This window comes from Kangsaoukella pontilimi, assembly GCF_009830125.1.
In the GTDB taxonomy this organism is placed as follows: domain Bacteria; phylum Pseudomonadota; class Alphaproteobacteria; order Rhodobacterales; family Rhodobacteraceae; genus Kangsaoukella; species Kangsaoukella pontilimi.
On record NZ_WUPT01000001.1, the window covers coordinates 1701357 to 1714229 of the forward strand.

The 12873-nt window shown below is 63.7% G+C and carries 13 protein-coding genes; 7 read left to right on the forward strand and 6 right to left on the reverse strand.

Annotated features, from left to right (window positions below; all coding sequences use genetic code 11):
- Positions 1-48: 48 nt before the first annotated feature.
- The gene (locus GQ651_RS08625) at positions 49-240 is read left to right on the forward strand and encodes a hypothetical protein (protein WP_160763760.1); all 192 of its coding nucleotides are present in this window, start codon (positions 49-51) and stop codon (positions 238-240) included.
- Here the strand turns inward: GQ651_RS08625 and GQ651_RS08630 are convergent, their stop codons facing one another.
- Positions 241-1434, reverse strand: a complete 1194-nt coding sequence (locus tag GQ651_RS08630) for a pyridoxal-phosphate-dependent aminotransferase family protein (RefSeq protein ID WP_160763761.1) — start codon at positions 1432-1434, stop codon at positions 241-243.
- Positions 1435-1562: 128 nt separating this feature from the next.
- Between GQ651_RS08630 and GQ651_RS08635 the strand changes: the two genes are divergently transcribed.
- The gene (locus tag GQ651_RS08635) at positions 1563-3377 is read left to right on the forward strand and encodes an ABC transporter ATP-binding protein (protein WP_319637366.1); all 1815 of its coding nucleotides are present in this window, start codon (positions 1563-1565) and stop codon (positions 3375-3377) included.
- A gap of 41 nt (positions 3378-3418) precedes the next feature.
- Positions 3419-4162: a CAF17-like 4Fe-4S cluster assembly/insertion protein YgfZ gene (gene ygfZ / locus GQ651_RS08640; protein ID WP_160763762.1), complete on the forward strand. Its 744-nt coding sequence runs from the start codon at positions 3419-3421 to the stop codon at positions 4160-4162.
- Between the two features lie 51 nt (positions 4163-4213).
- Here ygfZ and GQ651_RS08645 read toward each other — a convergent pair whose 3' ends face one another.
- On the reverse strand, positions 4214-4642 hold the full coding sequence (locus GQ651_RS08645; protein ID WP_160763763.1) for an organic hydroperoxide resistance protein: 429 nt from the start codon (positions 4640-4642) through the stop codon (positions 4214-4216).
- A 109-nt stretch (positions 4643-4751) separates the two neighbouring features.
- On the opposite strand from GQ651_RS08645, the gene GQ651_RS08650 reads away from it, so the two are divergent.
- Positions 4752-5180, forward strand: a complete 429-nt coding sequence (locus GQ651_RS08650) for a MarR family winged helix-turn-helix transcriptional regulator (RefSeq protein ID WP_160763764.1) — start codon at positions 4752-4754, stop codon at positions 5178-5180.
- A 2-nt stretch (positions 5181-5182) separates the two neighbouring features.
- Here the strand turns inward: GQ651_RS08650 and efp are convergent, their stop codons facing one another.
- Positions 5183-5746: an elongation factor P gene (gene efp, locus GQ651_RS08655; protein WP_160763765.1), complete on the reverse strand. Its 564-nt coding sequence runs from the start codon at positions 5744-5746 to the stop codon at positions 5183-5185.
- Positions 5747-5959: 213 nt separating this feature from the next.
- On the opposite strand from efp, the gene GQ651_RS08660 reads away from it, so the two are divergent.
- Positions 5960-6280 carry a DUF6280 family protein gene (locus tag GQ651_RS08660; RefSeq protein WP_160763766.1) on the forward strand — a complete coding sequence of 107 codons (321 nt, stop codon included), beginning with the start codon at positions 5960-5962 and terminating at the stop codon, positions 6278-6280.
- A 172-nt stretch (positions 6281-6452) separates the two neighbouring features.
- On the forward strand, positions 6453-7697 hold the full coding sequence (locus GQ651_RS08665; protein ID WP_160763767.1) for an aminopeptidase: 1245 nt from the start codon (positions 6453-6455) through the stop codon (positions 7695-7697).
- A 3-nt stretch (positions 7698-7700) separates the two neighbouring features.
- On the opposite strand, the gene GQ651_RS08670 is transcribed toward GQ651_RS08665, so the two are convergent.
- The 3 genes from GQ651_RS08670 to GQ651_RS08680 all read right to left on the reverse strand — a co-directional run bounded on the left by GQ651_RS08670 (position 7701) and on the right by GQ651_RS08680 (position 11592).
- Positions 7701-8429, reverse strand: coding sequence for a Crp/Fnr family transcriptional regulator (locus tag GQ651_RS08670; RefSeq protein ID WP_160763768.1), 729 nt, complete (start codon positions 8427-8429; stop codon positions 7701-7703).
- A gap of 135 nt (positions 8430-8564) precedes the next feature.
- Positions 8565-11018 carry an ATP-dependent helicase gene (locus tag GQ651_RS08675; protein ID WP_227258006.1) on the reverse strand — a complete coding sequence of 818 codons (2454 nt, stop codon included), beginning with the start codon at positions 11016-11018 and terminating at the stop codon, positions 8565-8567.
- 109 nt (positions 11019-11127) lie between these two features.
- Entirely contained in the window at positions 11128-11592 is a 465-nt protein-coding gene (locus tag GQ651_RS08680; protein ID WP_160763769.1) for a hypothetical protein, read from the reverse strand.
- A 98-nt stretch (positions 11593-11690) separates the two neighbouring features.
- Here GQ651_RS08680 and GQ651_RS08685 point away from each other — a divergent pair, with 98 nt between their 5' ends.
- Entirely contained in the window at positions 11691-12857 is a 1167-nt protein-coding gene (locus GQ651_RS08685; RefSeq protein ID WP_160763770.1) for an alpha-hydroxy acid oxidase, read from the forward strand.
- Positions 12858-12873 lie beyond the last annotated feature (16 nt).

A 12873-nucleotide genomic window follows, 5' to 3' on the forward strand; every position in this document is an offset into this window, starting at 1 on the left:
TCCGAATTCAGGTCTGGAACCGCGTCACAATGCCGCTATTCTTGGCGCATGTACGATCGCAGACCCGAACATCCCTCGCCCGTACCGGACTATACCGGGGCCTTTCTGGCCTCGTTCGGCGTGCTGATCTTCATGGCACTTTTCGCGATATGGGCGATCTGGGGTCTGATCATGGCGGGCATCGTGAGCTGGATCGCCGACCGGCTGATCACCATCGATTTCCGGCGCAAGCGCACCTGATCAAGCCGGGCCGCCCCCTTCAGCAATGACCGAAAGCGCGGCATCGATCGCCCCTGCCCCATGCGGAAGCCCGAGCGCACGAAGCCCGGCCCCGATCGAGCCCAGAACTGCCAGCACCATCTGCGCGTTCACGTGCCCCATATGGCCGATCCGAAAAGCCTGATCCTGCGGCGTGAACCCAAGCCCGATCCCAAGCGTCAGCCCTGCCTCGCGCGTGCACCAGTCGCGCAAACGCGCCCCGTTCTCGCCACCGGCCCGAATGCTGGTCACCGCGTGCGAGCGCGCGGCGGCGTCCGGCACGTTCAGCGACAGGACCCCGCCATCCGTGCTCCAGCAGTCGAGAGCGGCCCAAACCGCGCGCGCCAGCGTCGCGTGGCGTTGCCAGACATGTTCCAGCCCCTCTTCGGCGATCATGTCCAGCGCCTCGCGCAGCCCATAGAGGTGATGCGTCGGCGCGGTGCCATCGAAATAATGGTAGAAAAGTTCGGGCGAGACACGAGGCCGCCAGTCCCAGTAATGCGTGACGGCGCGTGCCGTCTCGCGCACCCGGTCCGCACGGTCGTTGAAGAAAACGAATGCCATGCCGGGCGGCGTCATCAGCCCCTTCTGACAGGCGGCCACGGTCACATCCACGCCCCAGGCGTCCATCTCGTAGACGTCGCAGCCAAGGCTGGCGATGCAATCGACCATGAAGAGCGCGGGATGCCCGGTTTCGCGGATCGCCTGCCCGAGCGCTTCGATATCCGCCCGGACCGAGGAAGACGTATCCACATGGGTCGTCAGAACGGCGCGGATCGAGCCATCGTCGCGGGCCAGACGCTCGGCCACCGCCTGCGGATCGACGGGATGCGTTGTTCCGCAATCCACGATATCGACCACCGCGCCCAGGCGCTCGGCCATATCCGCCCAGCCCCGTGCGAAACTTCCCATGGCGGGGACCAGCAGCCTGTCGCCCGGCGACAGGACATTGGACAGCGCTGCTTCCCATGCGCCGTGACCGTTCGCGATATAAATCGCCGCATGACCGTCGGTGCGGGCCACCTTCTTCAGATCGCGGATGAGGCCAGGCACCATCTCGACCAGTTCGCCCTCGTAGATATTCGGCGCCGGGCGGTGCATTGCGGCCAGCACCCTGTCGGGAATGACCGAAGGTCCCGGAGTGGCAAGATAGGGGCGGCCTTGGGAAAGCGTCATCGTCTACCTGTCGGAAATACTCGTCTCACGACCTCCGCCTAAGCGCAGGCCCGCGCGCCGTCAATCGGCGCTTCTTGTCTGAAGCGGCACCAGCGGATAGGACATCCCGAGAACGCAGGAACCCACCCGTGAGCCGCACCGACGAACTTTCAGACGACCAGAGCGTGGACGCCTCGGCGGACCGCGCCCGAAGCTCGTCCGTTCAGGCAGGCGATCTGGCGCTGCTGTCGTGGCTCTGGCGGAGTTATCTCAAGCCGCAGCGTCTCTGGCTCGGTTTCGCGCTGTTCTTCATGGCGGTCGAAGGCTCGATGCTGGGTGCTCTGAGCTACATCATCCAGCCCATGTTCGACGAGGTCTTCATCGCCGGCGACCGGTCGGCGGTCTACTGGGTTGCCGCCGCCGTCGGCGGCATCTTCGTCATCCGGGCGGTGTCCGCCTTTTCTCACCGGATGCTGATGCAAGGCGCGGGTCTCAGGATCATCACGACCATGCAGCGGGACATGGTCGCTCATCTGATGACGCTCGACAGCGCGTATTTCCAGAAGAACCCGCCCGGCACCCTGATCGAACGGGTGCGCGGCGACACGGGCGCGGCCAATATGATCTGGGGCGTGATCCTGAGCGCAGCGGGGCGCGACCTCATCGGGATGATCGCGCTTCTGGGTGTTGCGATCTCGGTGGATCCGCTCTGGACGCTGGTCGCGGTGGCGGGTGTGCCGCTGCTTCTCGGCCCTGTCGTGGCGCTTCAGCGCTATGTGCGGAAGACGACTTTCCGCGCCCGCGAGGCGGCGGGTCGGCTTTCGACCCGGCTGGACGAGATTTTCCACGGCGTCAACACGATCAAGCTGAACACGTCGGAGCGCCGCGAGAACAACCGGTTTACCGAGGCCACGGACGGTTACCTCAAGCAAGAGATGAAGGCCCGCGCCGGTCAGGCCGGTATTCCGATGATGACCGATTTCGTCGCCGCCATCGGCTTTGCCGGGGTGCTGGTCTACGGCGGCAATCAGATCATCGACGGCGACAAGACCGTGGGCGAATTCATGTCCTTCTTCACCGCGATGGGCCTTCTGTTTGAGCCGGTCCGCCGGGTGGCCAACGTCACCGGCGCGTGGCAGGCGGCGCGGGCCAATCTGGAGCGTATCCAGGAGGTGTTCCGTTCCTCCCCAACGATCTCTTCGCCCGACACCCCCGCCCGGCTGGCGACGCAGCCGGACGAAGCCGATATCGTTTTCGAGGATGTCGTGGTCGTCTATGGCGGCGAGCCCGCCCTTAACGGCGCAAGCTTCACGGCCAAGGCAGGGCAGACGACGGCGCTTGTCGGGGCATCCGGCGCTGGCAAATCCACCGTTTTCAACGTGCTCACCCGGCTGGTCGACCCGTCGAGCGGCGCGGTGCGGATCGGCGGCACGCCGTCCGGCACGCTCGACCTGAAGGACCTGCGCTCGCTCTTTTCGGTGGTCACACAGGACGCACCGATGTTCGACGAAAGCCTTCGGGACAACATCGTACTCAGCACGCCCGGCGTCGATGACGCGCGGATCGAGGAAGCGGTCGCGGCGGCCAACCTGTCGGAATTCGTCGCGCGGCTTCCCGACGGTCTCGACACGCCGGCAGGTCCGCGCGGCTCCGCTCTCTCGGGGGGGCAGAAACAGCGGGTCGCCATTGCCCGCGCGCTTCTGAGACGCGCCCCGGTACTGCTTCTGGACGAGGCGACCTCGGCACTAGATGCCGAAAGCGAGGTCAAGGTGCAGGAGGCGCTCGACGGCCTGGCGCAAGGGCGCACGACACTTGTCATCGCACACCGGCTGTCCACTGTGCGGAAGGCGGACAAGATCATCGTGATGGAAAACGGCCGGGTCGTGGACGAAGGCCGCCACGAAGAGCTTCTGGAGCGCGGCGGCGTCTATGCCAAGCTTCACGCGCTGCAATTCGACGGCTGACCGCGCCGCGGCGCGTCGGCGGGCCAGAAGGAGTTTTGAACATGACCGACAGAACGGTTTTCAGGATCACGGGCGAGGATGCCCGCGACTTCCTGCGAGGGCTGGTCACCAACGATGTCGGGCGGCTCGACAAGGGCGCGGTCTGGGCCGCGATCCTGTCGCCGCAGGGCAAGTACCTGGCCGATTTCTTTCTGGTGCCTGAGGGCGACGCCATCCTTCTCGACGTGGCGACACCGCTTGCCGCCGGGCTGTTGCAGCGGCTGACCATGTACAAACTCCGCTCCAAGGTCTCGATCGAACCGTCGGGCATCGATGTCTCGCGCGGTCTAGGCCCGGTGCCAGACGGCGCTTTTGCCGATCCGCGGCACGAGGCGCTCGGCTGGCGCGCCTATGACGGGCGCGCGGGCGAGCCGCTCGACGACACGAGTATACGGGTCGCACATTGCATCCCCGAAAGCGGGATCGAGCTGATCCCCAACGACACCTATCCGCTGGAAGCGGGGTTCGAGCGGCTGCATGGGGTCGATTTCCGCAAGGGCTGCTATGTCGGGCAGGAAGTCACCGCCCGGATGAAGCACAAGACCGAGCTGCGCAAAGGTCTTGCCACGGTCGAGATCGAGGGCGAAGCACCTGTCGGCACCGAGATCATCACCGAAGACGGCAAGGCCGCGGGCACGCTTTACAGTCAGGCCGAAGGCAAGGCGATCGCCTATCTGCGCTTTGACCGGGCCACGGGTCCGATGCGCGCCGGTGATGCGCGTTTGCGCCTTCCGGACGGCGCATGAAAAAGCCCGCCGGGATGCTCCGGCGGGCCCATTCACAAGCTGAGGATCAGGTCAGGCGACTTCCGTCTCGACCTCGATATTGCCCTTCGTGGCGTGCGAGTACGGGCAGATGAAGTGGCCCCGCTCGGCGATTTTTTCGGCCACGTCCCGCTCGACTCCGGGCATCGAGACCACAAGTTTGACCTTGAGCCCGAAGCCACCTTCGCTCCGCCCGCCGATACCGACATGGGCCGTTACGGTCGCGTCATCCGGCACGGTGCCCAGCTTTTCGTTTTGAGCCGCAAAGCGCATCGCACCGAGGTAGCACGCGGCATATCCGGTCGCGAAGAGCTCTTCGGGGTTGTGTCCCTTGCCGGAACCTCCCAACTCGGTCGGAGGCGCCATGGTGACCGTCAGCATACCGTTCGTCAGGCCCGCCCGGCCCTCGCGGCCGCCGCCGGTAGCTTTCGCCTCGGTCCAGTATTTCGTTTCAATAGACATAGCTTTCCTCCGTTACATTACGCGATTAAATCGTGCACGATTAATTAGAGCCTGTCAGGCGGATTGTCAATCGCTTGCAAGAATATCGCGCGCGACATACACTCCATTCATGACGCTCGCACCTGAGGATATGATCTGCTTCGCGCTCTACTCGGCGGGCCATGCGATGCAAAAGGCGTACCGCCCCCTTCTGGACGAGCTGGGTCTGACCTATCCGCAATACCTCGTCCTCAGTGCGCTCTGGACGAAGGACGCAGATCAAACGGTCAATGGGATCGGACGGCGCCTGCAATTGGAGTCGAGTACGCTGACCCCGCTTCTCAAGCGGCTCGAACTGATGGGGCTGGTCAGCAGGACGCGCAGCGACAAGGACGAACGCCAGGTGGTGATCGCGCTCACGGCCGAGGGCCGCGCAATGAAGACGCGCGCGGCACATGTGCCGCGCTGCATCGCCGAGAAAACCGGCATGACGCTAGACGAAATCGAGCGCCTGCGCGATGATGTGATGAGGCTGAGAAGCAGCCTGCGCGAAGCCTAGGCTCAGGCCCGTTCGGCGTATTCCATCGTCTCGGTGTTGACGATGATGTCCTCGTCCTGCCCGACGAAGGGCGGAACCATGACCTTGACCCCATTGTCCAGAATCGCGGGCTTGAACGAGTTTGCCGCCGTCTGGCCTTTGACCACCGGCTCGGTCTCGACCACCTTGCAGGTCACTTTTTGCGGAAGCGTCGCGTTCAGCGCTTCGCTTTCGTAATATTCGATCTGGATCGTCATGCCGTCCTGAAGGAAAGGGCGCCGATCGCCGAGGATATCCGCCGGAAGCTCGATCTGCTCGAACGTCTCGCTGTCCATGAAGACCAGCATGCCGTCGGTTTCGTATAGAAACTGCTGATCTTTCTGCTCGAGACGCACGCGCTCGACCTTGTCCGCAGAGCGGAAACGCTCGTTCAGCTTGGAACCATTGCGCAGGTTCTTGAGTTCCACCTGTGCAAAGGCACCGCCTTTGCCGGGCTTTACATGGTCGACCTTCACGGCAGCCCAAAGGCCGCCATTATGGTCGAGTACGTTTCCGGGGCGAATCTCGTTCCCGTTGATCTTGGGCATGTTGTTAACCCTGCGTAAAGGTTGATGGAGAGTTGGGGTGTCCTATATTCGACCGAAGAAACGCTGACAAGGCGCGTAAATCCGGAGGAAGTGGCGATCTGTTATGCATACAGCGCATATCAGGTATTCCAAAAAAGAAAGACTAAAGTGGTCGCGAAGCCGTCATAAGGGGCGGCACGCCATGAAACGCGACAGGAAAAACAAAGGTGGATAATGGCTGACTTTGTGGACGGCACGGCATTCAATCACGAGCAGGGCAATCGCGCGCGAAAACTTTTCGCAGCCGTGGTGCTGGCGGCGCTCGATGATGCCATCGCCGACGACAAGAAATACGGCAACGGACCGGAGCAGATTGCGCGTTGGGCGCGGTCGCGCGACGGTCGCGAGGTTCTGACCTGTGCGGGCATCGACCCGAACGAGCGCGTGGTCAAGGGCCTGATGGAATTCGTCTCCAAAGGCGTGCGGACTTCGGTCGCGCTCAGCCGTGAGGAAAGCGAACGGCGCAATGCAGCTGAGCAGGCGAAAGCCGCCTGATATCAGCCGGATTTCTTGAAAAAGGCGCGTCCCGGCGGGGCGCGCTTTTTCTTTTGGGAACCCTGTCTTCCGACTATCTGCCGCCTGATAAGGATCGCCGCGTTTCGCTCTGGGAACGCGGACGGCAATACGCTACCTCTCGGCCAGAACCACGCCCAAACCGGAGTTCCCGATGTCTGACGCCCTTCCCTTCGATACAGCCCTTCTGGACAAGCTCGCCGAAGCGGTGGTGCGCACCGGTCTGAATGTATCCGAGGGCCAGAACGTGTTCCTGACCGGCTCGGCAGAAGCGCTCCCGCTCATCCGCCGCGTCGCGCGCGAGGCGTACAAGGCGGGCGCGGGCATCGTGGTGCCGGTCCTTTCGGACGAAGACCTGACACGAGCACGGATGGAACTGGCGCGGGATGAGGCGCTCGATGCCGCGCCCGCATGGCTCTATCAGGGGGTTGCGCAGGCCTTCGAGGACAACTGGGCGCGCTGCCATATCGCCGCCGACAATCCCATGGCGCTGGCGGACCAGGACCCGGCCCGCGTGGCGCGCGCGGCGCGGGCCAACTCGAAGGCCTACAAGCCCGCTATGGCGAAGATCGCGAATTTCGAGATCAACTGGTCCATCGCCGCCTATCCGGGTCGCGCCTGGGCCGAGCAGGTGTTCCCCGACCTCGACGCGGATGCCGCGCAGGCCGCCCTCGCCCAAGCGATCTTCAAGGCAAGCCGCGTCGACGTGGAGGACCCTGTCGCTGCCTGGGCCGAACACAATGTCGAGCTCGCACGCCGCCGCGACTGGCTGAACGCGCAGCGCTTCGATGCGCTGCATTTCCGCTCCGAGGGCACCGACCTTACGGTTGGTCTGGCGGACGGCCATCTCTGGGCAGGTGGCGCGGCAGAGGCCAAGAACGGCATCGTGTGCAACCCGAACATGCCGACTGAAGAGGTCTTCACTACACCGCACAAGATGCGCGTGAGCGGACGCGCACGCGCGTCGAAACCACTTGCATACCAGGGGACGCTGATCGACGGGATCGAAGTCGTGTTCGAAGACGGTCGGATTACCGAGGCGCGGGCCAGCAGGGGCGAACAGGCGTTCCTAAACCTGCTTGATACGGACGAAGGTGCACGGCGCCTGGGCGAAGTTGCGCTGGTGCCTCACGCCTCCCCGATCTCGCAGTCCGGCGTTCTCTTCTACAACACTCTTTTTGACGAAAACGCCGCCTGCCACATCGCGCTTGGCAACTGCTATACCGAGTGCCTTGAGGATGGCGGTGCTCTTACCGGAGACGCATTGGCGGCGCGCGGAGGCAACGAGAGCCTCGTTCACGTTGACTGGATGATCGGCGCGAAGGATACCGAGATAGACGGCATCGCGGCAGATGGAACCCGCGTGCCTGTCTTCCGGGGCGGCAACTGGGCCGACTGATCCTCAGCCGGCGCCAGCCAGAGCCACTTCTCTCAGTCGGTCCGGCGCATGGATCGTCAGCCGGTCACGGCGGAGCGTGATCAGGTCGTCGCGGCGCAGTTCCTGAAGCTGCCGGTTCGTGTGCACAAGGCTCAGGCCAAGAGCGTCCGACAAATCGGTCTGCGTCATCGGAAAGGACATCATGCCGTCCTCGACGCGACCCACGCGTGCAAGGCGTCCATGGACCTCCCACAGAAAATGGGCAATGCGCTCCTTCGCGTTCAGGCGGCCAAGGCGGAGAATCTGGTTGCGCATGTGCAATGCCTCGAGAGCCTCGACCCGATTGACGCAATCGCGCAGACCTGAACGCTCGGTCATGACGCGCAGAAACGCGGACGGTTCGACCGCGGCGAGGCTCATGTGACTGAAGGCCACTGCGGCATAGTCCGACGTCCCAATCGCCAGACTATCCAGACCGACGATATCGCCCGGCAATGCGACGCTCAGGATCTGGCGTCGGCCGTCGGCAAGAGGCACGCATCGCATCGCCCAGCCATCCAGAACCAGAAATACCGCGCGGGGCTTTGCGCCCACGGCAACGAATTCCTGTCCACGCCGTGCATCCATCGGAGTGTGCGGCAGGGTGAAGAACGCATTTTCGTCCTCTCGCGTCAGACCGCGCTCGCCGCCAAGATTGTTGGCGCACACGCTGAGCGGGTGAACGAATTCTCCGGTTTTGATCTGGTCACGCACGATGAGTTCCTTTCGTCAAGGCAACCCTGACGAAGGATGGCAAGTTCCCGAAAACCTTTAGGTGCTTCGCCGCACAGTCACGCTCAAGCGCGGCGGACTAGGTGCATTTATTTAAACTTTTTAATGCTTTGCCCCTCAAAACGGGACATCGCCACCGGAACTTGCCGCAGTCACGAATTTTGCGACGACTTTCTTTTCACCGGCCTTTTCAAAGGCGATATCCAGTTTGTCGCCTTCGATGCCCGTGATCCGCCCGTAGCCGAATTTCTGGTGAAACACCCGGTCACCCACCGAATGGGCCGAGATCGCCGTCGCGTCGATGGTCATGTTCCGGCCCTCGCTCGGCTGCGACATCGGGCGGTGCCCTGCGCGGGACTGAAGCCGTTTCCAGCCGGGCGAGTTGTAAACATCCGCGCGGCTGGCCCGCTCATAAAGGTCCGACCCAGTTCCGCCCGAGATTGACGGCGATGCGCTTGCCGCCATGCCCGCGGCCCCGAAGCCGCCGCCATAGAGCCCCGGCGGGGTCAGAACCTCGACATGGGCCTCCGGCAATTCGTCGATGAAACGCGACGGCAGCGCCGACTGCCACTGGCCATAAACACGGCGGTTGGCCGCGAAGCTGATCGTACACAGCTCTTCGGCCCGCGTGATGCCCACATAGGCGAGACGCCGCTCCTCTTCGAGACCCTTGAGCCCGGTTTCGTCCATGGATCTCTGCGACGGGAAAAGCCCGTCCTCCCACCCTGGCAGGAAGACCGCGGGAAACTCCAGCCCCTTGGCCGCATGAAGAGTCATGATAGAGACCTTCTCGCCCCCATCGTCGCGCTCATTGTCCATGACAAGGCTCACATGTTCCTGAAACCCCTGCAGGTTCTCGAACTGGTGCAACTGGTTGATGAGCTCTTTCAGATTCTCCAGCCGGCCCGGCGCTTCGGGCGTCTTCTCGTTCTGCCAGAACTCGGTATAGCCGGATTCCTCCAGAATGATCTCGGCGAGTTCGACATGGTCATGGGCGCTGCCCCTTGGGGCGTCCATATCCTCGACCACCGCATCCGGATCGTCCTGCGGGGCCACGGCCTGAGCCCGCGCCTCGGCGTGCCAGCGGTCGATCCCGTCGATCAGTTTCCGCAACTCGGCCGCGCCCTTGCCGGTCAGCCCTTTGGACTGAAGCAGCAGCCGCGCCCCTTCGACAAGACTTACGCCGTTCTGCCGGGCGGCAACCTGAATTTTCTGCTGCGCCTTGTCGCCGAGACCGCGCTTAGGCGTGTTCACGATCCGCTCGAAGGCCAGATCGTCTTCCGGGCTGACGGCCACGCGGAAATAGGCCATGGCATCCCGGATCTCCATCCGCTCGTAAAAGCGCGGACCGCCGATGACACGATAGGGAAGCCCAATGGTCAGGAACCGGTCTTCGAAGGCGCGCATCTGGTGCGAGGCCCGGACGAGGATCGCAATCTCATCGAGACCGAAGGGCCGCATCCCCCGCGTGCCGGTCTGCATCGCCTCGATCTCTTCCCCGATCCAGCGCGCCTCTTCCTCGCCGTCCCAATGGCCGATCAGGCGGACCTTTTCGCCCTCCTCCGCCTCGGTGAAGAGCGTTTTGCCCAACCGGCTTTCGTTCGATGCGATGACCCCAGAGGCGGCCGCGAGGATATGTGGCGTCGAGCGGTAGTTCTGTTCCAAACGCACCACCTTGGCGCCGGGAAAGTCCTTTTCGAACCGCAGGATGTTGCCGACCTCTGCACCCCGCCAGCCATAAATCGACTGGTCGTCATCGCCGACGCAGCAGATGTTCCGGTGCCCTCCGGCCAGAAGCCTCAGCCAGAGATACTGCGCGACGTTGGTGTCCTGATATTCGTCCACGAGGATGTAGCGGAACCAGCGGCGGTACTGTTCCAGCACGTCGTCATGGGTCTGGAAGATCGTGACGACGTGAAGAAGGAGGTCGCCGAAGTCGACCGCGTTGAGCGACCTCAGCCGCTCCTGATACTGGGCATAGAGCTCGACGCCCCGGTTGTTGAACGCGCCGTGTTCGGCGGCGGGCACCTTGTCAGGTGTCCAGGCACGGTTTTTCCAGTTGTCGATGATGTGGGCCAGTTGCCGCGCGGGCCAGCGTTTCTCGTCGATCCCCTCGGCCACCACCAGCTGCTTCAGAAGGCGCACCTGATCGTCTGTGTCCAAGATGGTGAAGCTGGTCTTCAGGTCCACAAGCTCGGCATGTCGACGGAGAAGTTTGACCGAGATCGCGTGGAAGGTGCCGAGCCACGGCATCCCCTCGACCGTCTGGCCGAGCAGCCGGGCGACGCGGGATTTCATCTCGCGCGCGGCCTTGTTGGTAAAGGTGACGGCAAGGATCTCGTTCGGGCGCGCGGTCCCGGTCCAGAGAAGATGCGCGATGCGCGCAGTCAGCGCCTTGGTCTTGCCCGTCCCCGCACCGGCAAGCATCAGGACCGGGCCGTCAAGCGTCGTCGCCGCCTCGCGCTGAGGGGCGTTCAATTCGTCCAGATAGGGCGCAGGCCGCGCTGCAAGAGCCTGCGCGGAAAGCGGCATGCGGTCGGGGAATTCGTCTTCTGCGAAATCACTGCTCATGGCGCGGGAGACTAGCGCGCCTGAGAGGCGAGTTAAAGAACTGTTCTTCTTCTGTTCACGGAGACAGATTGCGCCTCCGGCGGGAGTATTTCCGCCAAGAAGAAACGGGTCAGTTACCGAGACTCGGGGCCTGGAATTCCGCGCCGAGCTCGCAATGGGTGCGGGTGCTTGCGCTTTGCGGGAGGTCGTCAAGCGTCTTGTCGAGCCCGACGCCGCGGAAGGGCGACGTGGCGGCCCAGCGCAGAACGAAATTCTTGCGGCATGTTCCATAAGGCACGCCGAGGCGGCGGGTGACGAGGCGCATTTCCTGCTCGTAGCGCCCCTCCATGCCGTCGGTATCGATCAGGATGACCATGGGCCGTTTGCCGGTCAGCATCGATGCGAAAACCGCCTGATGAACGCTGTCGCGCGCCGAAGACGTGTTATCAAGCCCGACTTCGATCACGTGGGTCGGCGTCTCGCAATCGGTCCGAATGTGGCGCGTCTCGCCCAGCGAGGGGAAATACTGCTTCTGTTCCGTGACGCCCCCGCCGAGAAGACCGCAGAGCAGCGCCGTCACCGCAAGTTCGTTCATAGCACCCTCACATACACCCTGAGGGAAATGGTAAGTGGATTTGCGGATCGGCGTAAGAGGTCATTCAAATGCCTCGCGTTTTCGGTTAAGCGGCGCTCATGTCGCTCGATCATCTCTATCCGACCATCGAACACCTGCGCCGGACCGCGCGGCGGCGCCTGCCCGGTTTCGTCTGGGGTTACCTCGAAGGGGGTGCCGGTAACGAGGCGGCCCATGCCCGCGCCGAAGCGGCGATGGAGGCCGTCACGCTCAGCCCCGGTATCCTGGCAGGCGATCCCGCGCCCGACATGACAACCGAGTTTCTGGGTGAGAGCCACAAGCTGCCCTTCGGCATCGCGCCGGTCGGCATGTCTGGCGTCGTCTGGGCCGATGCCGAGCGTCTTCTGGCGCGGGCCGGGCGCGAGGCGGGCATTCCCTATGGCCTTTCCACCGTCGCGGCAGCAACACCGGAAGAGGTATCGAGCGCCCTCGGCCCTTCCGCGTGGTTTCAGCTTTACGCGCCACGCGATCCCGAGATCCGCCGCGACATCCTGAGGCGGGCCAGGGAGGCGGGCTTCAACACGCTGGTCTTCACGCTGGACGTGCCGCTTCTCAGCCGCAGACCGCGCGAGCTCAGGGCGCGTCTTGCCAATCCGATGAAGCTGACGCCGGGAGTGCTCCTCGAGAGCGCCATGCATCCGGCCTGGGCCCTTGGCCATTTCGGCCGCCCCATTCCCCGACCGAAGATCTTCGATCCCTATACCAAAGGAATGACACCGGCAGCGGGTGACAAGCATATCGGCCTGACCGTGCGTTGCGCGCCGGACTGGGACTATCTGACAGCGCTGCGCGCGGAATGGGATGGCCCGCTGATCGTCAAGGGCATCCTCAACGCCCAAGATGCCCTGCGGCTGACCGAGGCCGGAGCCGACGCGATCTGGGTGTCGAACCACGGGGGCCGACAGTTCGAGGCCGCGCCCGCCCCCCTGCCCGCCCTGGTCGAGATCAGGAAAGCGCTTGGCCCGGACGTCCCGATCATCGCGGACGGGGCGGTCAGGTCCGGCACTGACGTTCTGAGAACCATCGCACTTGGCGCGGATTTCGTGATGCTGGGGCGCGCCTTCCATTACGGTTTGGCGGCAGCTCGTCTGGACGGGGTGCGGCAAGCGATCCACATCCTGACCGAAGAGATACGCCTCGACATGGCGCAGATGGGTGTCAACCGCCCCATCGAGGCACGCGGGAAGGCAAGCGTTTCCTGGCCCCAGATAACGTCCTTGCCTTGACACCACCTCGGGGCTA

Coding starts and splice junctions, on each gene's coding strand:
- GQ651_RS08675 (WP_227258006.1), bottom strand. CDS start 11,018: ATGAGCAGTGATTTCGCAGAAGACGAATTCCCCGACCGCATGCCGCTT.
- GQ651_RS08645 (WP_160763763.1), bottom strand. CDS start 4,642: ATGTCTATTGAAACGAAATACTGGACCGAGGCGAAAGCTACCGGCGGC.
- ygfZ (WP_160763762.1), top strand. CDS start 3,419: ATGACCGACAGAACGGTTTTCAGGATCACGGGCGAGGATGCCCGCGAC.
- GQ651_RS08650 (WP_160763764.1), top strand. CDS start 4,752: ATGACGCTCGCACCTGAGGATATGATCTGCTTCGCGCTCTACTCGGCG.
- GQ651_RS08630 (WP_160763761.1), bottom strand. CDS start 1,434: ATGACGCTTTCCCAAGGCCGCCCCTATCTTGCCACTCCGGGACCTTCG.
- GQ651_RS08665 (WP_160763767.1), top strand. CDS start 6,453: ATGTCTGACGCCCTTCCCTTCGATACAGCCCTTCTGGACAAGCTCGCC.
- GQ651_RS08680 (WP_160763769.1), bottom strand. CDS start 11,592: ATGAACGAACTTGCGGTGACGGCGCTGCTCTGCGGTCTTCTCGGCGGG.
- GQ651_RS08660 (WP_160763766.1), top strand. CDS start 5,960: ATGGCTGACTTTGTGGACGGCACGGCATTCAATCACGAGCAGGGCAAT.
- efp (WP_160763765.1), bottom strand. CDS start 5,746: ATGCCCAAGATCAACGGGAACGAGATTCGCCCCGGAAACGTACTCGAC.
- GQ651_RS08625 (WP_160763760.1), top strand. CDS start 49: ATGTACGATCGCAGACCCGAACATCCCTCGCCCGTACCGGACTATACC.
- GQ651_RS08685 (WP_160763770.1), top strand. CDS start 11,691: ATGTCGCTCGATCATCTCTATCCGACCATCGAACACCTGCGCCGGACC.